This window comes from Pedobacter sp. PACM 27299 (genome assembly GCF_001412655.1).
In the GTDB taxonomy this organism is placed as follows: Bacteria; Bacteroidota; Bacteroidia; order Sphingobacteriales; family Sphingobacteriaceae; genus Pedobacter.
In genome coordinates, this window is the sequence record NZ_CP012996.1 from 849,171 (window position 1) to 874,710 (window position 25,540).

Below are 25,540 nucleotides of genomic sequence, written 5' to 3' on the forward strand. Positions count from 1 at the left end.
CGGTCTAAATACGAGAGGCCATAAATATAATTGCCAGCAGGCAATTAGGGGAACTAAAGTTCTTTGACATATTGGAAGAAGTTAATAAAGAAGAGCAAACAACAATAGAGACGTTGTTAGCTTGGAGGGATGAAGTAAGCAATTACGACAAACTAAGAAGATAACGACAATCAAAAAAAGCATTTCCATAGGCGCAAAAGGCTATGGAGAGAAGAAAGTAAATAAGAGCACACAGGGGATGCCTTGGCTCTCAGAGGCGATGAAGGACGTGATAAGCTGCGATAAGCTTCGGGTATTAGCAAATATGAATTAATCCGGAGATTTCCGAATGGGGAAACCTGGCTAGTTGAAGACTAGTCGTACAATGTACGCAAACCTGCCGAACTGAAACATCTAAGTAAGCAGAGGAAGAGAAAATAATAATGATTTCCTAAGTAGTGGCGAGCGAACGGGAAAGAGCCCAAACCAGTTATGTTACGGCATAGCTGGGGTTGTAGGACTACGATATGGCATTAATGAAATGAAGTGGAACAGGATGGGAAGCCTGGCAATATAGAGTGAGAGCCTCGTACACGTAAGTAACATTAGTCTAGTAGTATCCTGAGTACCGCGAGGTCGGAGACGCCTTGTGGGAATCTGCCGGCACCATCCGGTAAGGCTAAATACTCCTGAGAGACCGATAGTGAACCAGTACCGTGAGGGAAAGGTGAAAAGAACCCCGAACAGGGGAGTGAAATAGAACCTGAAACTGTGTGCTTACAAGCGGTCGGAGCGTCCAGGTGGCGTGACGGCGTGCCTTTTGCATAATGAGCCTACGAGTTACTCTTCTCTGGCAAGGTTAAGTGTTTAAGACACGCAGCCGCAGCGAAAGCGAGTCTGAATAGGGCGTATAGTCAGGGGAGGTAGACGCGAAACCTTGTGATCTACCCATGGACAGGTTGAAGGTGCGGTAACACGTACTGGAGGACCGAACCGATAAACGTTGAAAAGTTTCCGGATGATCTGTGGGTAGGGGTGAAAGGCTAATCAAACTGGGAAATAGCTCGTACTCCCCGAAATGTTTTTAGGAACAGCGTGGTGGTTAAGTTATATAGAGGTAGAGCTACTGATTGGGTGCGGGGGAGTCAAATCCTACCAAATCCAGACAAACTCCGAATGCTATATAATATACACTGCAGTGAGGCCCGGGGTGCTAAGGTCACGGGCCGAGAGGGAAAGAACCCAGACCATCAGCTAAGGTCCCCAAGTTATAGTTAAGTTGAACTAACGAGGTCCGATTGCATAGACAGCTAGGATGTTGGCTTGGAAGCAGCCATTCATTTAAAGAGTGCGTAACAGCTCACTAGTCGAGCGATCGGGCATGGATAATAAACGGGCATTAAACTATACACCGAAGCTATGGGTAATATTAATATTACGGTAGGGGAGCATTCCAGCGGCAGCGAAGTTATGACGTAAGTTGTGGTGGAGCTTCTGGAAAAGCAAATGTAGGCATAAGTAACGATAAGGCGGGAGAGAAACCCGCCCACCGAAAGGATAAGGTTTCCTGATCAACGCTAATCGGATCAGGGTTAGTCGGGGCCTAAGGAGAACCCGAAGGGGAAATTCGATGGACAACTGGTTAATATTCCAGTACTTTTTATAACTGCGATGTGGGGACGGAGTAGTGACACTGCCGCGATCTGACGGAATAGATCGTTAAAGGGCGTAGGTATTAGGACTGTAGGCAAATCCGCAGACCTAGCTGAAACCCGATAGTACTGCAAACCTTCGGGGGCGTAGATAGCGCAGGTAATCAGACTTCCAAGAAAAACCGCTAAGCTTCAGGTTATAAAAACCCGTACCGCAAACCGACACAGGTATCCGGGAAGAGAATTCTAAGGTGCTCGAGTGAATCATGGCTAAGGAACTCGGCAAAATGGCCCTGTAACTTCGGGAGAAGGGGCGCTGGTAGCAATATCAGCCGCAGTGAAAAGGCCCAGGCGACTGTTTAACAAAAACACATGGCTTTGCAAAATCGAAAGATGAAGTATAAGGCCTGACACCTGCCCGGTGCTGGAAGGTTAAGAGGGGATGTCATCTGTTAAAGGAGAAGCATTGAATCGAAGCCCCAGTAAACGGCGGCCGTAACTATAACGGTCCTAAGGTAGCGAAATTCCTTGTCGGGTAAGTTCCGACCTGCACGAATGGTGTAACGATCTGGGCGCTGTCTCAGCCATGAGCTCGGTGAAATTGTGGTCCCGGTGAAGACGCCGGGTACCCGCAACGGGACGGAAAGACCCCATGCACCTTCACTACAATTTAACATTGACATTGGATACAAGATGTGTAGGATAGGTGGGAGACTGTGAAGCGGCATCGCTAGGTGTTGTGGAGTCAACGTTGAAATACCACCCTTTTTGTATTCGGTGTCTAACCCCTTTCGGGGGGGACATTGTTTGATGGGTAGTTTGACTGGGGTGGTCGCCTCCAAAAAGGTAACGGAGGCTTTCAAAGGTAAGCTCAATACGCTTGGTAACCGTATGAGGAGTGCAATAGCATAAGCTTGCTTGACTGTGAGGCAGACAAGCCGAGCAGGGTCGAAAGACGGATATAGTGATCCGGTGGTTCTGCATGGAAGGGCCATCGCTCAAAGGATAAAAGGTACGCTGGGGATAACAGGCTGATCTCCCCCAAGAGCTCATATCGACGGGGAGGTTTGGCACCTCGATGTCGGCTCGTCACATCCTGGGGCTGGAGAAGGTCCCAAGGGTTCGGCTGTTCGCCGATTAAAGTGGCACGCGAGCTGGGTTCAGAACGTCGCGAGACAGTTCGGTCCCTATCTGTTGTGGGCGTAGGAATTTTGAGTGGGGCTGACCTTAGTACGAGAGGACCGGGTTGGACTAACCTCTAGTGAATCTGTTGTTCCGCCAGGGGCATTGCAGAGTAGCTACGTTGGGAATAGATAAGCGCTGAAAGCATCTAAGTGCGAAACTAGCCACGAGATGAGAATTCCATATAGGACCGTAGCAGACTACTACGTTGATAGGTTACAGATGTAAAGGTGGTGACATCAAAGTCGAGTAATACTAATCATCCGAAGCTTTCAAGAGCAATAAACTGTTGTTTGTTCTTCATAATAACTTCTTTCAATAATATGTCACTGTTTGTGGGCCATAGGATATGGTTCGTGTATATGGGAATACCGATAGCTTTTGCTAAGGATACCTGATACGGAAAAGCAAACAATAAAAATATTTAGGTGCCTATATCGGCGGTGTCTACCTCTTCCCATTCCGAACAGAGAAGTCAAGCCCGCCAGAGCCGATGGTACTGCGGTAACACGTGGGAGAGTAGGTCGGTGCCAAATCTTAAAGGAAGCCTGTAGGAAACTACAGGCTTTTCTTTTACACATAACAAAGAACTCTAATTAAAGTATTAAAAATATTTAGGTGCCTATATCGGTGGTGTCTACCTCTTCCCATTCCGAACAGAGCAGTCAAGCCCACCAGAGCCGATGGTACTGCGGTAACACGTGGGAGAGTAGGTCGGTGCCAAATCTTAAAAGAAAGCCTGTAGGAAACTGCAGGCTTTTCTTGTTTACAGGGATTTTTTATTGGGAGCATACCATCTGTGCTTTCCTAAGTTTAGTTTCCCCTGGGCTGGACCCTGCTGAGGTATTGAGCTGGTCTATGTTTTTTAAATTTTGATCTCTTATTGAAACCAGGACTCATGCAGGAATGGGCGCTGCTGCTGGATTGGCGTCCTGATAGCTTAGATTTGAAGGATCAATGCCAAAAGTTGTGGAGCAAGAGATAAAATTATAGCTTTGTCTATCTATATCCCATTTTATTTATGCCTTCTGCGAGCACCACTTTACTTCGTCTGTTTTTACCGGAATTTATCATAGAGAATTTTGAATTTACCAATGCCATTGAAGACCCTGACACTTTTCATATTCAGTTGGAAGAACTCAATCAACTGCCTACAGAATGGGGCTCGCTCAAGGTGCAGTCAAAAGGTTTTTTCCCGCAGATCGTGGTTCAGGATTTCCCCATTCGTGGACATAAGGTCTTCTATCATATCAAACGCCGGCGCTGGATCAATTTGGAAAGCGGCAAAGTGATCTACCGGGATTGGACTTTAGTTGAGAAAGGAACGCGAATGACAGGAGATTTCGCGGCTTTTTTAAAAGAAATCAATCGATACAGCCCCGAGTAGCGTTGATACGATCAGTTCATTTTATGGTGTAAAGGTCAAAAACCTGCTTCGTCAGTACCGTGATTACCTCAGCGACTTTAAAAGCTGGGATCAAAAAGCACATGCAAAACAATGGCTATTATACCCGGAGAATCTTGGTGAACAGCTCTCCATTGATGAAACCAGTCTGTCCCATGGTGAACTTTATACTATTATCACCAATAAAGCTGCTAAAGGTAAAAAAGGGGCTATCGTGGCTATTGTAGCGGGAACTAAAGCCGAAACGGTGATTTCTGTATTGCAACAAATTCCTGAACGGCTGAGAAAAAAGGTGACCGAGATTACCCTGGATATGGCAGGTAATATGGAACTAATCTGCAAACGTTGTTTTCCAGGAGCTATCAGAGTCACTGACCGTTTCCATGTGCAGAAACTGGCTACCGAAGCGCTACAGGAAATGCGGATTAAACATAGATGGGAAGCGATGGATATCGAAAATGAAGCCATTGAGCAATCAAAGAAAACAGGCCACCCTTTTCATCCGGAAGTACTCCATAACGGGGATACGGTCAAGCAATTACTCGCCAGGGGAAGATACGTATTGTATAAAAAGCCTGCCGATTGGACCCAAAGCCAAAAGGATCGTGCTGAGCTTCTATTTGAAAGATTTCCTGATCTTAAAACAGCATATGGGCTGAGTATGGGGCTTAGTCAGCTATTTGAAAACACAAAGAATAAGGTCTTTGCACTGGCCAAGCTGGCTAAATGGCACGAAAGAGTCAGGCAAACTGGCTTCAAGGCTTTCAACACCATTGCAAGATCGATACAGAATCATTATCAGACCATATTAAACTACTTTGATCGCAGATCTACAAACGCTTCTGCCGAATCTTTCAACGCCAAAATCAAAGCTTTTAGAGCTCAGTTTAGAGGCGTCAAAAATATTGAATTCTTCCTTTTCAGACTTACACAATTGTATGCTTAACAGCGAAATTCAAACCACTGCTCCACAACTTTTGGCATTGATCCGATTTGAATGCATGAGCAGGAAATGTTGTACCTGAACATAGCTTGTCAGCAAGGGATCCTGAAATTGGGTTTCATCTCTTACTGCTGGTTGCCTAGCTAAATTATCTATCATATTTGCTTAAACTGCCTTTTCTTGTATTTGAAAAACGTATTACAGCATACAGCAGCTCTTAATGCACAGACTAATTATAAGGATTTTAAATGCATTTATTTCCTGTACTTACTATTCTTCCATGATTGCTGGCCAAACTTGTTGTTTAAAGAGGCGGTCAAGCACCGGATAACTGAACCACAAAAAACGATTACCGTATGCTCATCATTCATCATTACCGGAGAGCTGATCAGCTCCCATGATATCAATGATTATAAAGCGAGTTGTATACTATAAGTCTGGGTCGATTCATCTGTTTATAGTCTGCTGTCTCTCTGGGAGGTCAGGATCTGCCCGTATGTAGCGCTGGAAAGTTTAAACTTTATTTTGAAACAGGGATTTTTGCAGCTGGCATTTCAGTTTTGAGGTTAATCCCATCAATTTTTCTGGGGCTTACCACAAAAGATGACGTTTTTACTGATCATTCCTAGGTTAAGAGCGCATCTGTTCTGTGGATTTTAATCCGAATCATACCTTATTGCCGCAATGGCTTCAAATTAGTTTCAATTATTTCAAACAGCGATATCTATAGAATACGTCTAATGTACAGGGAGTTGGGGACTACTGCTGCGAATGCGCATATTGAAAACCCTTCATAATCGATCCTAAACCGATTATTTTAAAATTAATGTTTGCAGAGCCGGTTAATTTTCCTACTTTTGCATCCCGCTTCGGAGGAAGGGTTTGAGTGAAAGAGATACAGAGAGAAGATTTTGAAAGATTGCAGTAGGACTTTGTTAAAGTCGGTTTTGCCGGTTTAACCACCAGAAAAACAAAAAGATTTATTTTCAAATAAAGCTTGACAATAACAAAAAGATTTCTACCTTTGCAGTCCCAACAAAAACGGGGGTTACCAAACGGAGTTTGATAACAAAACAAAAAAGACTGAAACAATCGAAATTCGATTGCAACATATAAAGAAGATCCGCGAGGTGATTCGAGAAGTTCATTAAAGAGATGTCATTTATAAACGTAGCGAGGTACAGATAGTACAGTTTCAAAGTACATGAAAACCAAAGCTATTATTTCGAGTCAGAAACTGACAGACAATACAAAAAAGAATAAAGACTATTATTAACAAGTTAAGAATGGTCAGCGTTCAAACACAACATTTTACAATGGAGAGTTTGATCCTGGCTCAGGATGAACGCTAGCGGCAGGCCTAATACATGCAAGTCGAACGATACCGAGAGGCTTGCTTCTCGGGAAAGTGGCGCACGGGTGCGTAACGCGTATGCAACCTACCTCAATCAGGGGGATAGCCCGAAGAAATTCGGATTAACACCGCATAAAATCACAGGATAGCATTATCTAATGATCAAATATTTATAGGATTGAGATGGGCATGCGTGTCATTAGTTAGTTGGCGAGGTAACGGCTCACCAAGACCACGATGACTAGGGGATCTGAGAGGATGACCCCCCACACTGGTACTGAGACACGGACCAGACTCCTACGGGAGGCAGCAGTAAGGAATATTGGTCAATGGAGGCAACTCTGAACCAGCCATGCCGCGTGCAGGAAGACAGCCCTCTGGGTCGTAAACTGCTTTTATTCGGGAATAAACCTACTTACGTGTAAGTAGCTGAATGTACCGAAGGAATAAGGATCGGCTAACTCCGTGCCAGCAGCCGCGGTAATACGGAGGATCCAAGCGTTATCCGGATTTATTGGGTTTAAAGGGTGCGTAGGCGGCTTATTAAGTCAGGGGTGAAAGACGGTGGCTCAACCATCGCAGTGCCCTTGATACTGATGAGCTTGAATACACTAGAGGTAGGCGGAATGTGACAAGTAGCGGTGAAATGCATAGATATGTCACAGAACACCGATTGCGAAGGCAGCTTACTATGGTGTCATTGACGCTGAGGCACGAAAGCGTGGGGATCAAACAGGATTAGATACCCTGGTAGTCCACGCCCTAAACGATGAATACTCGCTGTTAGCGATACACAGTTAGCGGCTAAGCGAAAGCGTTAAGTATTCCACCTGGGGAGTACGGTCGCAAGATTGAAACTCAAAGGAATTGACGGGGGCCCGCACAAGCGGAGGAGCATGTGGTTTAATTCGATGATACGCGAGGAACCTTACCCGGGCTTGAAAGTTAGTGAATCATTTAGAGATAGATGAGTGAGCAATCACACGAAACTAGGTGCTGCATGGCTGTCGTCAGCTCGTGCCGTGAGGTGTTGGGTTAAGTCCCGCAACGAGCGCAACCCCTATGTTTAGTTGCCAGCACGTTAAGGTGGGGACTCTAAACAGACTGCCTGTGCAAACAGAGAGGAAGGAGGGGACGACGTCAAGTCATCATGGCCCTTACGTCCGGGGCTACACACGTGCTACAATGGATGGTACAGAGGGCAGCAAGCTGGCAACAGCAAGCAAATCTCAAAAAGCCATTCACAGTTCGGATAGAGGTCTGCAACTCGACCTCTTGAAGTTGGATTCGCTAGTAATCGCGTATCAGCAATGACGCGGTGAATACGTTCCCGGGCCTTGTACACACCGCCCGTCAAGCCATGGAAGTTGGGGGTACCTAAAGTATGTAACCGCAAGGAGCGTCCTAGGGTAAAACCGATAACTGGGGCTAAGTCGTAACAAGGTAGCCGTACCGGAAGGTGCGGCTGGAATACCTCCTTTCTGGAGTAGTTCAGACTACTCGCTACGTAAATGATATAAATGACAATAAAATCTCAAAAGAAAAACCCATAGAATGAAGCATCATAAGTGTTTCTGACTAAGCGAGGGAGTGGATGAGGCTACAGGGATTGTGAATGAGACACCTCAGAACAATTACCGAAGCTGAATTTAACCTAGTCCCGTAGCTCAGTTGGTTAGAGCACTACACTGATAATGTAGGGGTCAGCAGTTCAAATCTGCTCGGGACTACATATATACTCTAAGGGGGATTAGCTCAGCTGGCTAGAGCGCCTGCCTTGCACGCAGGAGGTCAACGGTTCGACTCCGTTATTCTCCACATTACCCGGTCTAAATACGAGAGGCCATAAATATAATTGCCAGCAGGCAATTAGGGGAACTAAAGTTCTTTGACATATTGGAAGAAGTTAATAAAGAAGAGCAAACAACAATAGAGACGTTGTTAGCTTGGAGGGATGAAGTAAGCAATTACGACAAACTAAGAAGATAACGACAATCAAAAAAAGCATTTCCATAGGCGCAAAAGGCTATGGAGAGAAGAAAGTAAATAAGAGCACACAGGGGATGCCTTGGCTCTCAGAGGCGATGAAGGACGTGATAAGCTGCGATAAGCTTCGGGTATTAGCAAATATGAATTAATCCGGAGATTTCCGAATGGGGAAACCTGGCTAGTTGAAGACTAGTCGTACAATGTACGCAAACCTGCCGAACTGAAACATCTAAGTAAGCAGAGGAAGAGAAAATAATAATGATTTCCTAAGTAGTGGCGAGCGAACGGGAAAGAGCCCAAACCAGTTATGTTACGGCATAGCTGGGGTTGTAGGACTACGATATGGCATTAATGAAATGAAGTGGAACAGGATGGGAAGCCTGGCAATATAGAGTGAGAGCCTCGTACACGTAAGTAACATTAGTCTAGTAGTATCCTGAGTACCGCGAGGTCGGAGACGCCTTGTGGGAATCTGCCGGCACCATCCGGTAAGGCTAAATACTCCTGAGAGACCGATAGTGAACCAGTACCGTGAGGGAAAGGTGAAAAGAACCCCGAACAGGGGAGTGAAATAGAACCTGAAACTGTGTGCTTACAAGCGGTCGGAGCGTCCAGGTGGCGTGACGGCGTGCCTTTTGCATAATGAGCCTACGAGTTACTCTTCTCTGGCAAGGTTAAGTGTTTAAGACACGCAGCCGCAGCGAAAGCGAGTCTGAATAGGGCGTATAGTCAGGGGAGGTAGACGCGAAACCTTGTGATCTACCCATGGACAGGTTGAAGGTGCGGTAACACGTACTGGAGGACCGAACCGATAAACGTTGAAAAGTTTCCGGATGATCTGTGGGTAGGGGTGAAAGGCTAATCAAACTGGGAAATAGCTCGTACTCCCCGAAATGTTTTTAGGAACAGCGTGGTGGTTAAGTTATATAGAGGTAGAGCTACTGATTGGGTGCGGGGGAGTCAAATCCTACCAAATCCAGACAAACTCCGAATGCTATATAATATACACTGCAGTGAGGCCCGGGGTGCTAAGGTCACGGGCCGAGAGGGAAAGAACCCAGACCATCAGCTAAGGTCCCCAAGTTATAGTTAAGTTGAACTAACGAGGTCCGATTGCATAGACAGCTAGGATGTTGGCTTGGAAGCAGCCATTCATTTAAAGAGTGCGTAACAGCTCACTAGTCGAGCGATCGGGCATGGATAATAAACGGGCATTAAACTATACACCGAAGCTATGGGTAATATTAATATTACGGTAGGGGAGCATTCCAGCGGCAGCGAAGTTATGACGTAAGTTGTGGTGGAGCTTCTGGAAAAGCAAATGTAGGCATAAGTAACGATAAGGCGGGAGAGAAACCCGCCCACCGAAAGGATAAGGTTTCCTGATCAACGCTAATCGGATCAGGGTTAGTCGGGGCCTAAGGAGAACCCGAAGGGGAAATTCGATGGACAACTGGTTAATATTCCAGTACTTTTTATAACTGCGATGTGGGGACGGAGTAGTGACACTGCCGCGATCTGACGGAATAGATCGTTAAAGGGCGTAGGTATTAGGACTGTAGGCAAATCCGCAGACCTAGCTGAAACCCGATAGTACTGCAAACCTTCGGGGGCGTAGATAGCGCAGGTAATCAGACTTCCAAGAAAAACCGCTAAGCTTCAGGTTATAAAAACCCGTACCGCAAACCGACACAGGTATCCGGGAAGAGAATTCTAAGGTGCTCGAGTGAATCATGGCTAAGGAACTCGGCAAAATGGCCCTGTAACTTCGGGAGAAGGGGCGCTGGTAGCAATATCAGCCGCAGTGAAAAGGCCCAGGCGACTGTTTAACAAAAACACATGGCTTTGCAAAATCGAAAGATGAAGTATAAGGCCTGACACCTGCCCGGTGCTGGAAGGTTAAGAGGGGATGTCATCTGTTAAAGGAGAAGCATTGAATCGAAGCCCCAGTAAACGGCGGCCGTAACTATAACGGTCCTAAGGTAGCGAAATTCCTTGTCGGGTAAGTTCCGACCTGCACGAATGGTGTAACGATCTGGGCGCTGTCTCAGCCATGAGCTCGGTGAAATTGTGGTCCCGGTGAAGACGCCGGGTACCCGCAACGGGACGGAAAGACCCCATGCACCTTCACTACAATTTAACATTGACATTGGATACAAGATGTGTAGGATAGGTGGGAGACTGTGAAGCGGCATCGCTAGGTGTTGTGGAGTCAACGTTGAAATACCACCCTTTTTGTATTCGGTGTCTAACCCCTTTCGGGGGGGACATTGTTTGATGGGTAGTTTGACTGGGGTGGTCGCCTCCAAAAAGGTAACGGAGGCTTTCAAAGGTAAGCTCAATACGCTTGGTAACCGTATGAGGAGTGCAATAGCATAAGCTTGCTTGACTGTGAGGCAGACAAGCCGAGCAGGGTCGAAAGACGGATATAGTGATCCGGTGGTTCTGCATGGAAGGGCCATCGCTCAAAGGATAAAAGGTACGCTGGGGATAACAGGCTGATCTCCCCCAAGAGCTCATATCGACGGGGAGGTTTGGCACCTCGATGTCGGCTCGTCACATCCTGGGGCTGGAGAAGGTCCCAAGGGTTCGGCTGTTCGCCGATTAAAGTGGCACGCGAGCTGGGTTCAGAACGTCGCGAGACAGTTCGGTCCCTATCTGTTGTGGGCGTAGGAATTTTGAGTGGGGCTGACCTTAGTACGAGAGGACCGGGTTGGACTAACCTCTAGTGAATCTGTTGTTCCGCCAGGGGCATTGCAGAGTAGCTACGTTGGGAATAGATAAGCGCTGAAAGCATCTAAGTGCGAAACTAGCCACGAGATGAGAATTCCATATAGGACCGTAGCAGACTACTACGTTGATAGGTTACAGATGTAAAGGTGGTGACATCAAAGTCGAGTAATACTAATCATCCGAAGCTTTCAAGAGCAATAAACTGTTGTTTGTTCTTCATAATAACTTCTTTCAATAATATGTCACTGTTTGTGGGCCATAGGATATGGTTCGTGTATATGGGAATACCGATAGCTTTTGCTAAGGATACCTGATACGGAAAAGCAAACAATAAAAATATTTAGGTGCCTATATCGGCGGTGTCTACCTCTTCCCATTCCGAACAGAGAAGTCAAGCCCGCCAGAGCCGATGGTACTGCGGTAACACGTGGGAGAGTAGGTCGGTGCCAAATCTTAAAGGAAGCCTGTAGGAAACTACAGGCTTTTCTTGTATACCGCCTTTTTTTCTGAAAGGGTTCAGTAAGCTGTATAGTTGCGATGCCACAAATTAATTTAAACAGTAACTCTGTTTTGGTCTTTAGCCTATATTCGTTCTAACTTTAGTTAATAATCAATTTATGCCTTAGAGATCCATTGTGTGTATTTATATGAGATACTGCTCAGAAGCTGTTATTCTGAATGCTAACGATCTCTATTCTGTCTATTAGCCATCATCTTTATATTGAGCTTTATTCAATCGATTGTTATAGTATTTCTATAAGTTATTCATTTTTTACTGAAGTAGTAATCTCAAGGTATAAGGAAATTGGTTCAATCTCGATTCTTTTTGTTAAGAACTTAGCATACCTGTAAGGAACTGATCTTTAATATAAGCCAAATAGGAAATTTTAAATGGTAGTAGTGGCTGAAGTTCTGTTATGAATTACGAAGATTTATTTTAATTAATAGGAATTCAAGAGATAGAATATTGAAAAATGAAGCTTATTGCAAATATCTCCCCTAATGGATTATTAACAACATTCCTATTGAATTATGCATAACTGAAATTAGGGGCTAATTCGATTTTAGAGCAGTATTAGTCAATAGGAGAGAACTGAGGGCATGTAAAGGTTTTTCCTGATGTTAGAGTGACAAAGTAGATTGTTAATTGCCTACAAAGCACTAAAACTTGACTGAATCTATTCAAACAAAAGATAAGGTCCAGGCATTTAATCATAAGCGCTTTCGATTATTGACCAGGTCGGCTTAACCTATTTTGTGATTTGTGTTATAATTTACGAAAACTATTTTGAGTGTTCATCAGTGATATTGTTTGCATTTATTGTGGTTTTTACTAGCTGATTTTACTACATATTTCTGTTGGGGATTAGATTTGTATTTATTTTCTGGAAATTTACCTTATTGTTATTGCTATTTAATTATTAATTTGAATGTTGAATATTTCACCAGATTCTGTCTTGATGGTCCGATTTTTTGAACTAAAAAAAGAATCAAATATTTTTGATTGAAATTAAAAATTTATTGAAATCAATCTATATATTATACAATATTTTGTTAATTATGGTATTTTTCTGGTCATAACGATCAAAAATAATTTTCAATTTTAGATTTAAGTGTCTAATTCCGTCCTGAAAACGCTCAGGTTTTGTTTTTTTGGTTTAAGTAAATAGGGTGTTTTTTTGAAGTGTTTTAGCTTTATTTGACGATAGTTATTGGCTATTTTTAGCGTAAAATAAATCGTTTTTTTGAGCAAAAACCTATTGAAATTGCAATGGGCGTTTTCGTAAATAACTGATAATAAACCGCTTTAAACGCAAAAAAGCTCACATTTCTGTGAGCTTTTAACGGTAGCGGGGAGCAGGATCGAACTGCCGACCTCAGGGTTATGAATCCTGCGCTCTAACCATCTGAGCTACCCCGCCGGGCGATCTTCTTTTCTAAAGAGTTGCAAATATAGAAAAAAATACTTTCCTTTAGAAATAAATAAAAAAAAAATTGTCCATTAGTTCAGAATGTAAGGATCCATCGATGTCAGAAAAGAAAAAGTTTACGTTAGAATATGAATTGAGATCATCCCCACGAATTTTGTTTAGCTTTATTAGCGAGCCAAATGGCTTGTCTCAGTGGTTTGCCGACGATGTAATTTTCCGTGACCAAGTTTATACATTTACATGGGATGATGAAGTACAAAAAGCGAAGCTTTTAAGTATTAAAGAGAATAAATTGGTGAAATTTAAATGGCTTGATGATGAACCGCATTGTTATTTTGAAATGGAAATCGTTCAAGACGAATTAACGAACGATGTTGCACTTTCTATTACAGACTTTGCTACTGAAGATACACTTGCAGAACGCACCTTAATATGGGATAACCAGATAACCTATTTACATAGTGTGCTTGGAGCATAATTTTTCAGTTGCTTTGTTTACCTTTGCATATTGAAAAAGATTCATTTACTTCTGCTCAAAGCATTTATTAGGCCTTTTTTCGTCACATTTTTTATTGTGATGTTTATATTATTGATGTTCTTTTTATTTAAGTACGTCGATGATTTAATTGGAAAGGGCTTTGAATGGTATGTAATTCTAGAGCTGATGTACTATGCATCAGCTGCTAATGTTTCAATGGCACTTCCACTTTCGATCCTATTGTCGTCTATAATGACTTTTGGAACACTAGGTGAGAACTATGAGCTGGTTGCTATAAAGTCTGCAGGAGTATCACTTCAAAAGGCAATGATGCCTTTATTGGTATTAATTGTATTTATAGCCATTGGTTCTTTCTTATTTTCTGACGTGATGTTGCCAAAGGCCAATTTAAAGTTTGGCTCTCTATTGTGGGATATACGAAACAAGAAATTATCTTTTCTAATTAAGGAGGGGGTATTCAATAATAGTATTCCAGGATATTCCATAAGAGTAGATAAAAAGGGTGAGGATGGTGTTACTCTAGAAGGCGTAATGATCTATGACCATACGAGTAATAGTGGAATAGCAAAAATCATCATCGCGAAAGAAGGGAAAATGGCTAGTGATGATAAGAATCTTCTTTTAAAGTTAAAGAATGGTGTGAGGTATGAAGAGTCAAGTGGTGAAAATACTTCTTATAACCCAAGGCAACAATTCACCCGAATGCGATTCAAAGAAACAGATCAAAAATTTGATATATCTAGTTTTAAAATGAATCGTACAGATGAGCAAGGTTTTAGAAATAATACCCAAATGCTCAATCTAAAAGGATTAGTCAAAAAACGGGATTCTTTAACAAAAGAATTAGATAGCGTCAATAAATTTGCTGGTATGACTGTCGCTAGTTACTTTAAACAGAATAACTATGTGAAAGGGTACACTAAGGTCAACACGGCTGAAAAGAAGATTACAGGCCCTGTTTTGAGGGGTTTACCGGTTGGAGATCGATTAAGGTCTATTCAGTCTGCAGTAGATCAAGCTAAGACTATTAAGGAAACTGTATCAGCTAGATTAGCTGATCATTCGGATAAGGTCCGTAATATTATAAAAGTGGAGATTGAGTATCAAAAGAAATTCACTTTGGCGGTGTCATGTCTGCTCTTGTTTTTCATTGGTGCGCCATTGGGTGCAATTATTAGAAAGGGAGGGCTAGGCTTGCCAGTGGTGATGGCAATCGTATTCTTTTTAATTTATCATATCATCGCTACAGTAGCTGAGAAATCTGCGATAACAGGCACATTAGCTCCTTTCTTCGGACCTTGGCTCGCTATTATTATATTATCTCCTGTAGGGGCATTTCTGACCTATAAAGCGACTGTTGATTCTGCCTTATTTGATATTAATGCGATTAAACAATCGATAACAGGTCTTTTTAAAAAGAAAAAACAGCGATCAAAATCTAAGGTATAACCTAAGCTAACTATAAATTATACTGGCGGATATTCATTACTTATTTATGATATTTTAGCGAAGGATATTGAATAGGAAGGTTGTAACTTTGTACTTAATCTTAATAGTTAAACAAGCAGCTAATCTTAGTGTTTGTACATAGATATATTTCAAAAAATGGAAATCAAACTTAATGCAATAGAAGAAGCTATTGCTGAAATACAAGCTGGTAAAGTGGTTATTGTTGTTGATGATGAAGACAGAGAAAATGAGGGAGACTTCCTGACTGCTGCTGCAAATGCAACTCCCGAAGTAATTAACTTTATGGCGACCCATGGAAGAGGATTAATATGTGCTGCTTTAACAGAAGAGAGATGTGACGAACTTGGTTTGGAACTGATGGTAGGCAAAAATACGGCTGCTTATGAGACAAATTTCACAGTGTCTGTTGATTTAATTGGCTATGGCTGTACCACTGGGATTTCTGCATCAGATAGATCAAAGACGATTCAGGCATTGATCAACCCAAATACAAATCCTGATGAATTAGGTAAACCCGGGCATATTTTTCCTCTGAGATCCAAAGATGGCGGAGTATTGAGAAGGTCAGGTCATACTGAAGCATCAGTTGATTTGGCTAGATTGGCCGGCATGGAGCCAGCTGGAGTTTTAGTAGAAATTATGAAGGAGGATGGCGAGATGGCTAGACTCCCTGATCTTGTAAAGATTGCTGCTCAGCATAACCTCAAAATCATCTCAATAAAAGATCTTATTGCTTATAGATTGAGTAAAGAAAGTTTAATTCAAGAAGAGGTAACAGTTAATCTTCCTACTCAATGGGGAGACTTCAAGATGACAGCTTATACACAATTAGATACTGGTGCCACTCATTTAGCAATAAGTAAAGGGGAGTGGACAGCGGATGAACCTGTTATGGTGAGAGTCCATAGCTCATGCGTTACCGGAGATATCTTTGGCTCTTGCCGCTGTGATTGCGGCCCTCAGCTGCATAAAGCAATGGAAATGATTGATAAGGAAGGTAAAGGACTAATCGTATATATGAACCAGGAAGGAAGAGGTATTGGTCTGGTTAATAAATTAAGATCATACAATCTTCAGGATGCAGGATTTGACACTGTAGAAGCTAATATAAAATTAGGTTTTAAAGGGGATGAGAGAGATTATGGAGTTGGGGCACAGATACTAAGAGCTCAAGGTATTTCAAAGATGAGATTGATGTCGAATAATCCTACAAAACGTGCCGGGCTGACTGGATATGGATTAGAAATTTTAGAGAATATTTCGATAGAAATTGAAAGTAATATACATAATGAGCAATATCTGAGAACCAAACGTGATAAAATGGGACATCAGATTATGAAAGGATAATCAACTATTTTTTAGGATTATTTTTTTGCTGTTCATTAAGAATAGCCTCTTTATTAATTAATTGCCTGGTTTTTGGGGTTTCCCCATGCTGGGCTTTTTTCTTTTGGTCTCTTTTGTATTGTCCAGTGATTTTTTTCAAAAACTCTCTAAAACTATCAAACTGCTGTGTATAAACTAGCCCCAATGCAGTTACATTATTGTTTTGATTGATCCCTGAAGTTGTAAAGATCGTTTGCTGCGTTGGAGGTTTATTGGATAATTTTCCAACCAGAGTTCCGTCTTTTTTGATTAAACCAAGAATTTCGACCTCGCCTCCTACATTGTTTCTGGAAAATCCATTTAATGACAAATCGTTGGTGCTTCCTCTGTTTACTATACCTGCATTTAGGACCACGCGATCATTAAACAATCTGAAGGAAGCATTTGCTTCAGTTAATGAGCGCACATTAAAATCAACAAAGTCTAGATTCAAAGAAGAGAGTACATTGTTAAGTTGATTAAATAATAATTCCGTGGCTGTACTGGTTACTCCACTGGTTAGCTGTTTTCCTAAGTCTTCATTTCCTGTTCCTGGAGCAAAACTTCTTCTAATAATTAAGCTCAGAGCTTGTAGATTGAGGTTGTTTGAGTCATTGAAATAAGCTTGCATTTCTTCTTTAATAGCCGGATTGGATGGAAAGAAGATATCCAGTTTGATATCAGGCTTTAATAATAGGCCTGATAAACCCATTTCTACTTCCGTTAGCACACGCTCATCCTTATTATTACCATCTCTATTCGCGGCAGTATATAGGTCTCTTAAACTTGTTCTAAGAGAATAAATGGCTTTCAATTGTATTTGAGCCATAGTTGGGTTGCCAGTCCAGCGAATAGTACCACCTTGTCTTATGCTGAATTTTTTATTAATGACTTCCTGAGCCGTAAAATCGAAACTACCATTTTCAATGATGTAATCTCCTGACATGTCAAAATCACCCTGGCTATTGATTTTTAAAGTCAGGTCGGTTGCATTTCCTCGTCCGCTTAGATTACCTAAACTGGTGAAAATATTTGCGACACTATTAGGGTCTACATCCAGTTTTAAATTCATGGTAAGTCCATCAAAACTGTTTTGTTTTTTTACAATTTTGGTAGTGTCTTTACTTACAAAGGTGATGAAATCCTTGCTAGAAACTGTTTCAGAGCTATTCAACGGTAAATTAAATACGGTTCCTTTTTCTGTTTTGGCGTCAATATCGATGTACATGCGATTAGTTGGGCCTTTGAAAATGAAAGTTCCTGTACCGTAAGCCTGACCATAATAAACAGGATTATCTTTTTCTGTGGTATTTAAAGCCATGAAGTTCGTCGCTTTGATAACGGCGTCAATGGTAGGGTTATCGAGGTTGTTTAAATCTACAGTACCGTTGGCAATAGCCTGATTATTATCTACATCTAAAAGCTTTAAATTATGCACTTTAATCACACTATTGTCGATGGTAACCTGATCATTTAATGTATAGGCCGTTTGCAGATAATTGATCGTCATTTTCCCTTTATCAAATGATACTTCTCCGTTGATAGCTGGCTTTTCGAATGGACCTTTAACGGCGAGATCTGCAGAAATATTACCTTTTAATTTTGAAACAAGCTTTTTCACAAAGGGTTCTAATACGGCCATTTCAGTTTCATCCAACTTAATATGGAGATCTATCTCTTTCTTCTCCAGATCAAGGCTCCCCCTTGCTTTTAAGGTCTCTTTATCGCGACTCATGATACTAGTATAGATGTTCGCTACATTCTCCGCTTGATGAAAAGATGAAGTATCCGTGAGACGTCCAATATAAGTGTCATTAAAGTTAAGGGAATCAATAGTGATATGATCTGATATTTTCGGAGATTTTAAAACGTGATAGAGTTTTGTTTCACCGTTTAATTTTCCTGCGAGCTTAACTCCCAGGGTTTTTACAAATGGATTTATTGTTTTAAGGTCAAACTGGTTAAAACCAACCTTGAGTAGGTCTGTGGGGTCATTTGATAGAATACCATCTATAGTTAATAATTGCGGTCCGTTACTAAGGTCAAAATTACTAATTTGAGTTTTTCCATCATGGAAACTGATTCTAACTTTCTCTTGAATTTTCCAATCCTCATTGTTTATTTTCAAAATAGAGGGTAAGATCGTGATACGACCTATTGTGTCTGTCGCAAATTCAACCAGTCCGTTTAAATCCAGTGAGTTGGCATCGTCCGCATTTGCGAGTTTGACATTCAGGCTTAAGCTATCATTTCTAAGAATATTCGAAATATTCACATTTTTTATATACAAACTATCATTCAGGTCTACACGATCTGAGGTGATAATAGCCTGTAACTGATTTGTAGAGGTGTTTTCATCTACAATGATATTATTGACTACTATACCTTTATACTTTAGCTTTTTTACAAACCCATTGATAGTTGCCACATTTTTTTGTGAGTCAAAATTTCCAAGAAAAACAGCCTGATCTTCTATTTCCAGACCTGGTACCAAGAGCTGTGCAACGGGTTCAAATTTTTTGATTTTAAGGTCAAATTTGAAGATCTGATCTTTATAATTGACGATGTCTGCTTTTAATGATGGAATATATGTTTTTGCGAGCGCTTTATAATAGGATGGAAGTGTATTTAGATCGTACTGACCCTTAATACTTGCATCTAAGATATCTGAATTGACAGTTAAGCTTCTATCTTTACCCATTCCACTAGCACTCAACTGGATTGAATCGATATGGTATATGCCTTTAACATTATTAAGCTGAACGTGTTGTAAAAGAAGATTTCCCTGAATATTATCTAAATTATTTCCTGTAAAATTGGTGCTGAATATCGCATCAATCTGAAGTGAATCTTTGTAGAGCTTCAGTGCTTTTAGTCTGGCATTTTTAATGTTGGCTTTAAAATTAAACTCTGGAAGTTTTCCATTTAAATTTACTCCTCCATCAAAGACCATCTTAAGATTTTTGTCATCTACTTTCAGACTGCCATCAAAATACTTTTTCTCAAAAGTTCCATCTATTTCGATATTTCTATACCTGTAATTATTAAAATCAATGTACTCAATATCTCCATCCAATCGTTCGGTAAGATTTTTGATCTCTGTTCCTCTGCCTTTGATGTTTAACGCTGCTGTAATTTTTCCCAAGCTTTTTTCATTGATCAGGTCGCCTAAATTAAAATCATAGGTTTTTACATTGCCCGAATAGGAAGGAACTCCTTGTTTATCAATTTTCATATTGACATCAGAGACCAGGCGGCCAATTTTTGTTTTAAACTCGCCATAGGCGATAAAATCATTTTGGAAGCCAGTAAAGGAACCATTAAAATTTACGTTACCAAATTTGGAAATGATTTCAGGGATTTTCTTCGCTTTTTTTCCCGTTACACTACTGAGTAAATCGTCCAGATCTTTTTTATTGGTTCCTGCCATCTCGATTTTAAGGTCCATAAAGGTCTCCTTAAGAACTGGCAACCCTTTAAGGGTAAAATCTCCCTTAATGTGTGTCGCTTTTCCTGCTTTAATCGCTAGTTTTTTTGCACGAAGATTTTTGACCAGACCTGTAATTTGTCCATCTACGTCTAGTTCTAAATTCATTTGATCTAGTTCAGAAGTAAAATAGGATACATCTCGGGAAGCAATATGACTATCCTTAAAACTGGCTTTCATTCTTACTTTGTTCACATAGTCTCTGAAGTCTCTGTACCGGCTAAAGCTCATTTTAAAGTAATCCTTTAACCTGGAATGATTGGTTTCCAGTAACAAACGTTCCAACTCTATTTTATTAGAATCTACTGTAGCGAATGTGGTTAAGTTTTTAAGATAGAAGCCACTTTTTTCCTTGAATGTCAGATTTTTGATATTTGCTTGGAGAATGTGGTCTGTAGTGTTTAATTTTTCAAGAATACCATTCAAATTACTGAGCTGGACATCTTCAAAATTAATACCTCTTATTACGGTATCGTATTTATAGTTTTTGTACCTGAAACCAAAATTATTCAGGATAACACGATCGAAAGTTACTTTGAAAGGCTGCTTCTTTTTTACGGTAGGTGCCCCGGAGTCAAAGTAATCGATGATGAAATCTAGATTTGTGGTTCCGTCTTTATAAGTTTTGAGGAAAAACGCGCCGTTATTTAGTTGTACGGTATTGACATCTACAATTCTTTTTTTGAGAGAAAGCTGGTTTAGATCAACTAAAAATTTGGGGGTGTTTAACAGTGTATCCTTTTGTTGATCGAGTACCAGTAAGTTCTCCAGAACAAGGGATTTAAATGGTTTGATGTAAATTCCCGATAAGGATATGGTTGTATTTAGTTCTTTAGATAAATAATCAGCTGCTTTTTTTGCGACAAAAGTCTGCACAGGCTTGAATTGAAGCGCGAATAATAGAATCGCAACTAGTAATAACACTGATGCAACAAACCAAAGAAGTATTTTTAATAGTTTTTTAATAGTTTTGTAGCTTAATAATAATAATCATTGTGCCAATAATCCTCGCTATAGAATCTTCTTGTGATGAAACTTCGGTTGCTATTTGTAACAACGGCAAAATTACTGCCAATGTTATTGCAAACCAAACAATTCATGAAAATTATGGTGGTGTAATCCCTGAACTTGCTTCAAGGGTGCATCAACAAAATATTGTCCCTGTTATACAGCAAGCCTTAATTAATGCTAATGTAGACAAAAAGGAGCTAAATGCTGTCGCTTTTACCCGTGGACCTGGCTTATTAGGCTCATTATTAGTCGGAGTTTCATTTGCTAAATCGTTCGCTTTGGCGTTAAATTTACCACTAATTGCCGTAAATCATATGCATGCACATATTTTGGCTCACTTTATTGATGATCCAAAACCTGCTTTTCCTTTTTTATGTCTGACAGTTTCTGGCGGTCACACTCAGATTGTGTTGGTAAAGGATTATTTTGATATGGAAATTGTGGGGGAGACACTTGATGATGCCGCAGGAGAAGCGTTTGATAAAACTGCAAAAATTTTAAACCTTCCATATCCTGGTGGACCATTGATTGATCGGCATGCGAAATCAGGAAATCCTCTGGCATTTAAATTTCCAGAACCTCAGATTAAAGAGCTGGATTTTAGTTTTAGCGGTTTAAAAACGTCTATCTTATATTTCATCCGAAAGCAAGAAAAGGAAAACCCTGACTTTATATCGGAACATTTAGATGATATTTGCGCTTCAGTTCAATATAGTATTGTTCATATTTTGTTGAACAAATTGAAGAAGGCTGCTCAACAATATGGAATTAAGGAAATTGCAATTGCTGGTGGGGTTTCTGCAAATAGTGGCTTACGTGATGGATTGGAAAAAACAGCTATGGACTTAGGTTGGAATGTTTATATTCCAGCTTTCGAATATTGCACGGATAATGCAGCAATGATTGCTATTGCGGGTTATCAGAAATACTTAAATGCGGATTTTGTGGGACAGGATACTGCGCCATTATCCAGAATGAATTTTTAATATAAGAACAGCTAATTATGAGTGCTACGAGTTTTATTTTTTTCGGCTTAATGCTGATTCCCTTCATCATTTTTATCATTTGGTTGATAAAACAGGATAAACAGAAAAATTACCTTGGTTTAGCTGTTTTGCTAGCTGCAATTATTGTAGCCATTATTGTGGCTATTTATGTTGATGCAAAATACATGAAACTTCAGTAGTCCATCAAGATTCATTTAATGGATCCAGAAGATAAACATAAAAAAAGGGGTGATCAATTGATCACCCCTTTTTTTATGTTACGCCCATTAGGCATTCAGCATTATGCTTGTGCAGGAAGTTCTTCCAGTTTATCACCGGTTACTTCTGCTCTGATTTTTGCTTCAATTTCTTCAGATAATTCAGGGTTATCCAATAACAATTGTTTTACCGCATCTCTTCCCTGACCAAGTTTCGTTTCTCCATAGGAGAACCAAGAACCTGCTTTTTTAATGATATTAAAATCAACACCTAAGTCGATAATTTCACCTACTTTAGAAATACCTTCTCCGAACATAATGTCGAATTCAGCAATCCTGAAAGGCGGAGCAACTTTATTTTTTACAATTTTTACTTTTACTCTATTTCCAGAAACTTCATCAGAATCTTTAATTTGAGAAGTTCTACGGATATCTAAACGTACTGATGCATAGAATTTTAATGCATTACCACCAGTAGTAGTTTCCGGGTTACCGAACATCACACCAATTTTTTCACGTAATTGGTTGATGAAAATACAGCAACATCCTGTTTTTGCAATCGTTCCGGTTAGTTTACGCAATGCCTGTGACATTAAACGTGCTTGTAATCCCATTTTAGAATCACCCATTTCGCCTTCAATCTCTGCCTTTGGTACCAATGCCGCAACAGAGTCAATTACAATGACATCAATAGCTCCTGATCTGATCAGGTTATCAGCGATCTCTAAAGCCTGCTCGCCATTGTCTGGTTGAGAAATCAATAGGTTATCTACATCAACGCCTAATTTCTTTGCATAATTTTTATCAAATGCATGTTCTGCATCGATAAAAGCTGCAATTCCACCCTTTTTCTGCGCTTCTGCAATAATATGCGTTGCTAAAGTTGTTTTACCAGACGATTCAGGACCGTATATTTCTATTACTCTTCCTTTTGGAACACCACCAATGCCTAAAGCAATGTCTAAACTGATAGATCCTGTGGAAATAGATTCAATAGGCTCTACAGCATTGTCGCCTAATTTCATTACGGTACCCTTACCATAAGACTTCTCTAACTTATCTAAAGTAAGTTGTAATGCTTTTAATTTGTCTGCGTTTACGCTCATATTGTTAAATTCTGGGAGTAAGATAAAATATTACCGTTGGAAGAACAAATAACCTTACTTACATGCTAATTATCTTAGCAAAGATAACGATTGTTTAATGTAAAGCAAGAAATAAAATAATTATTATTTGATCAAGCCAGTGTGTCGCTAATTATTTTAGTTTTTTTATTATTTTGTTGAAAATATTTACAAATATTGGTGATCTCACAAATGCTGCATTTCGGGGATCTGGCCAGGCAAACATACCTTCCATGTAAAATTAGCCAGTGGTGAGCCACATGAATGGTGTGCTCAGGTAGGTGCTTTACCAGGTCTTTTTCTACAGCGAGCGGCGTTTTTCCTGCTGAGAGGCCGATTCTCCTGGAAACTCTATACACATGGGTATCTACAGCCATTGCAGGAGCATTGTAAATGACAGATGCGATTACGTTTGCCGTTTTTCGACCTACACCCGGCATCTTTTGTAATTGGTCAATATCAGAAGGAACCACATTATTAAAATCATTTAATAACATTTGGGCCATTCCTACCAGGTGTTTTGCCTTGTTATTCGGGTAACTCACACTTCTAATGTAATCAAAAACGATATCTGGAGTAACCTCAGACAAGGCTTTTGCATTTGGAAAACGTTGAAAAAGTGCAGGTGTTACCTGATTGATTCGTTTATCCGTGCATTGAGCAGAAAGAATTACGGCCACTAATAATTGGTATGGATTATTGTAATGCAATTCCGTTTCAGCATCTGGCTGTTTGGCTGCAAAGTGTTCGACAAAAAGTTTGTACCGGTCTTTTTTGAGCATGCGCAAATATAATGAGAAGAACTTAGGAAGGATTCATAAATCTACAGGAAAAAATAGCAAACTATAAATACTGGCTTACAGATGATGTACTATTCAAAATCGTCTGGCTGTCCTTCCTCCAGAATAGGTGGAAATGCTGAAGGAATATAGAAAAAACTGCTAATGAGTTGAAAATAAGCAGTAAAACATTTAAAATGAAAAAGCTGCCAGTAAATCTGGCAGCTTCAATTCGTTTTTAAATTACTTGGCTCTGGAGTAGGCTAAAATTTTCGCGATGGTTTCATCGGAAGGATTTTTCCTTAAGCCATCCAGTTGGGGCCTAATTTGGTCATAGAACATCGTATCGAGTTCTATAACTACATCTGCAGCAGGTTTTTCCTGCTTTTGCACTGAGCAATTTAACTGGTTAAAAGAAGTAAAAGTTTCCATCATAAGCAACAATAAATGTTCGTTCACTAATATAAACGTTATTGTTTTACATTTATTTTAACCTAAACTACATTTTATGTAACTAGTTTGTTGCATCTTTTCCGGCGCATTACCTCGATTTTTCAGAAGGGGAGTATTGCTGATTTAAAGGGCGAATTACAACTCATTCGACCTGTAATATCAACAATTATCAAATGAGAGTAAACGATCTTTAATATGGATTTATCAGGAAATTTCTTTCACTTTCATCATTTTTCTTAGATTACTCAAAGCATAGCGCATCCTTCCCAAGGCGGTATTAATGCTTACGTCTGTAAGTTCTGCAATTTCTTTAAAACTCAGATCGGCATAATGGCGCATAATGAGCACTTCTTTCTGATCATCCGGCAATAAATGAATCATTGCGCGAAGGTCAAAATGTGTTTGTTCTCTCAGCATCTTTTCTTCAGCACTTTCTTCATGAATCTGAAGTAAGTTAAAGATGTCTGTACCGTCGGCGCTAGTAATGATAGGTGCACGTTTTTCACGTCTAAAATAATCGATCACTAAGTTATGCGCAATTCTCATTACCCAAGGTAAGAATTTACCTTCTTCATTGTATCGACCAGATCTAAGCGTATTGATCACCTTTATAAAAGCATCCTGAAAAATATCCTCTGCGAGGTATTGATCTTTTACTAAAAGATAGATGGAGGTGTATATTTTCGACTTGTGTCTTTTGAGAAGCTCTTCTAAAACCGATTCCTCACCGGTAAGATATGACTTCACCAAGTCCTGATCACTATATAATTCTAATTTCATAGGAGTATCCGTACTAATAAGTTCCCTGCTAATTGCTATAAAATACTTAGTAGATGTTTTAATCGATATCTTTCTCCTGTTAGTTAGTGGTTTAGTTTGTCTGTTAGTTCCCCAAAAGAACCAATTTTTTATCAGAATCCAATAGAAAAACTGTTAAAAAAAATTAAAACCGGATCGAAGGCCTTATTTTTGCATGAGCT

Annotated in this window: 12 protein-coding genes, 3 tRNA genes and 6 rRNA genes; 15 read left to right on the plus strand and 6 right to left on the minus strand. The window is 40.4% G+C overall.

All coding sequences use genetic code 11. The features are described 5' to 3' along the window. The first annotated feature begins 211 nt into the window (after window positions 1–211). From AQ505_RS03600 to rrf (AQ505_RS03650), 10 genes are all read left to right on the plus strand, one after another. A 23S ribosomal RNA gene (locus AQ505_RS03600) occupies window positions 212–3,091 on the plus strand. Between the two features lie 146 nt (window positions 3,092–3,237). Then, window positions 3,238–3,349: ribosomal RNA gene (gene rrf / locus AQ505_RS03605) — 5S ribosomal RNA — on the plus strand. Window positions 3,350–3,427: 78 nt separating this feature from the next. Further along, window positions 3,428–3,539, plus strand: a 5S ribosomal RNA gene (rrf, locus tag AQ505_RS03610). A gap of 295 nt (window positions 3,540–3,834) precedes the next feature. After that, the gene (locus AQ505_RS03615; RefSeq protein WP_062546818.1) at window positions 3,835–4,200 is read left to right on the plus strand and encodes an ISAon1 family transposase N-terminal region protein; all 366 of its coding nucleotides are present in this window, start codon (window positions 3,835–3,837) and stop codon (window positions 4,198–4,200) included. A 10-nt stretch (window positions 4,201–4,210) separates the two neighbouring features. Continuing rightward, window positions 4,211–5,164 carry an ISAon1 family transposase gene (locus AQ505_RS03620; RefSeq protein WP_157262177.1) on the plus strand — a complete coding sequence of 318 codons (954 nt, stop codon included), beginning with the start codon at window positions 4,211–4,213 and terminating at the stop codon, window positions 5,162–5,164. Window positions 5,165–6,474: 1,310 nt separating this feature from the next. Continuing rightward, window positions 6,475–7,996: ribosomal RNA gene (locus AQ505_RS03630) — 16S ribosomal RNA — on the plus strand. Between the two features lie 175 nt (window positions 7,997–8,171). Further along, a tRNA-Ile gene (locus tag AQ505_RS03635) sits at window positions 8,172–8,245 on the plus strand. Between the two features lie 14 nt (window positions 8,246–8,259). Next, window positions 8,260–8,333: transfer RNA gene (locus AQ505_RS03640), tRNA-Ala, on the plus strand. 218 nt (window positions 8,334–8,551) lie between these two features. Beyond that, a 23S ribosomal RNA gene (locus AQ505_RS03645) occupies window positions 8,552–11,431 on the plus strand. A 146-nt stretch (window positions 11,432–11,577) separates the two neighbouring features. After that, window positions 11,578–11,689: ribosomal RNA gene (gene rrf / locus AQ505_RS03650) — 5S ribosomal RNA — on the plus strand. The 16S, 23S and 5S rRNA genes sit together here with 2 tRNA genes alongside, the layout of an rRNA operon. 1,396 nt (window positions 11,690–13,085) lie before the next feature. On the opposite strand, the gene AQ505_RS03655 is transcribed toward rrf (AQ505_RS03650), so the two are convergent. Further along, window positions 13,086–13,159 (minus strand) — tRNA-Met (locus AQ505_RS03655). Window positions 13,160–13,265: 106 nt separating this feature from the next. On the opposite strand from AQ505_RS03655, the gene AQ505_RS03660 reads away from it, so the two are divergent. The 3 genes from AQ505_RS03660 to AQ505_RS03670 all read left to right on the plus strand — a co-directional run bounded on the left by AQ505_RS03660 (window position 13,266) and on the right by AQ505_RS03670 (window position 16,484). Further along, entirely contained in the window at window positions 13,266–13,646 is a 381-nt protein-coding gene (locus AQ505_RS03660) for an START-like domain-containing protein (RefSeq protein ID WP_062546920.1), read from the plus strand. A gap of 30 nt (window positions 13,647–13,676) precedes the next feature. Continuing rightward, entirely contained in the window at window positions 13,677–15,116 is a 1,440-nt protein-coding gene (locus AQ505_RS03665; RefSeq protein ID WP_062546921.1) for an LptF/LptG family permease, read from the plus strand. Window positions 15,117–15,272: 156 nt separating this feature from the next. Then, entirely contained in the window at window positions 15,273–16,484 is a 1,212-nt protein-coding gene (locus tag AQ505_RS03670; RefSeq protein ID WP_062546922.1) for a bifunctional 3,4-dihydroxy-2-butanone-4-phosphate synthase/GTP cyclohydrolase II, read from the plus strand. Between the two features lie 4 nt (window positions 16,485–16,488). Here the strand turns inward: AQ505_RS03670 and AQ505_RS03675 are convergent, their stop codons facing one another. After that, the gene (locus tag AQ505_RS03675) at window positions 16,489–20,865 is read right to left on the minus strand and encodes a translocation/assembly module TamB domain-containing protein (RefSeq protein WP_231635016.1); all 4,377 of its coding nucleotides are present in this window, start codon (window positions 20,863–20,865) and stop codon (window positions 16,489–16,491) included. Between the two features lie 119 nt (window positions 20,866–20,984). Here AQ505_RS03675 and tsaD point away from each other — a divergent pair, with 119 nt between their 5' ends. Further along, complete coding sequence (gene tsaD, locus AQ505_RS03680) at window positions 20,985–21,986, plus strand: tRNA (adenosine(37)-N6)-threonylcarbamoyltransferase complex transferase subunit TsaD (RefSeq protein WP_062546924.1); 1,002 nt, start codon at window positions 20,985–20,987, stop codon at window positions 21,984–21,986. 17 nt (window positions 21,987–22,003) lie between these two features. Beyond that, entirely contained in the window at window positions 22,004–22,186 is a 183-nt protein-coding gene (locus tag AQ505_RS26575) for a hypothetical protein (RefSeq protein WP_062546925.1), read from the plus strand. A 101-nt stretch (window positions 22,187–22,287) separates the two neighbouring features. Here the strand turns inward: AQ505_RS26575 and recA are convergent, their stop codons facing one another. The 4 genes from recA to AQ505_RS03705 all read right to left on the minus strand — a co-directional run bounded on the left by recA (window position 22,288) and on the right by AQ505_RS03705 (window position 25,340). Next, window positions 22,288–23,310: a recombinase RecA gene (recA, locus tag AQ505_RS03690; protein WP_062546926.1), complete on the minus strand. Its 1,023-nt coding sequence runs from the start codon at window positions 23,308–23,310 to the stop codon at window positions 22,288–22,290. Window positions 23,311–23,441: 131 nt separating this feature from the next. Further along, a complete protein-coding gene (gene nth, locus AQ505_RS03695) occupies window positions 23,442–24,110 on the minus strand; it encodes an endonuclease III (RefSeq protein WP_062546927.1) in 669 nt (222 codons plus the stop codon). A gap of 240 nt (window positions 24,111–24,350) precedes the next feature. Next, window positions 24,351–24,542: a hypothetical protein gene (locus AQ505_RS03700; protein ID WP_062546928.1), complete on the minus strand. Its 192-nt coding sequence runs from the start codon at window positions 24,540–24,542 to the stop codon at window positions 24,351–24,353. A 222-nt stretch (window positions 24,543–24,764) separates the two neighbouring features. Continuing rightward, window positions 24,765–25,340, minus strand: coding sequence for an RNA polymerase sigma factor (locus AQ505_RS03705; protein WP_062546929.1), 576 nt, complete (start codon window positions 25,338–25,340; stop codon window positions 24,765–24,767). Window positions 25,341–25,540: the final 200 nt, after the last annotated feature.

Bases quoted from the DNA above. Each gene is read 5' to 3' on its own strand.
- AQ505_RS03615 (WP_062546818.1), top strand. From the start codon at position 3,835: ATGCCTTCTGCGAGCACCACTTTACTTCGTCTGTTTTTACCGGAATTT.
- AQ505_RS03670 (WP_062546922.1), top strand. From the start codon at position 15,273: ATGGAAATCAAACTTAATGCAATAGAAGAAGCTATTGCTGAAATACAA.
- AQ505_RS03705 (WP_062546929.1), bottom strand. From the start codon at position 25,340: ATGAAATTAGAATTATATAGTGATCAGGACTTGGTGAAGTCATATCTT.
- AQ505_RS03660 (WP_062546920.1), top strand. From the start codon at position 13,266: ATGTCAGAAAAGAAAAAGTTTACGTTAGAATATGAATTGAGATCATCC.
- AQ505_RS03700 (WP_062546928.1), bottom strand. From the start codon at position 24,542: ATGATGGAAACTTTTACTTCTTTTAACCAGTTAAATTGCTCAGTGCAA.
- recA (WP_062546926.1), bottom strand. From the start codon at position 23,310: ATGAGCGTAAACGCAGACAAATTAAAAGCATTACAACTTACTTTAGAT.
- AQ505_RS26575 (WP_062546925.1), top strand. From the start codon at position 22,004: ATGAGTGCTACGAGTTTTATTTTTTTCGGCTTAATGCTGATTCCCTTC.
- nth (WP_062546927.1), bottom strand. From the start codon at position 24,110: ATGCTCAAAAAAGACCGGTACAAACTTTTTGTCGAACACTTTGCAGCC.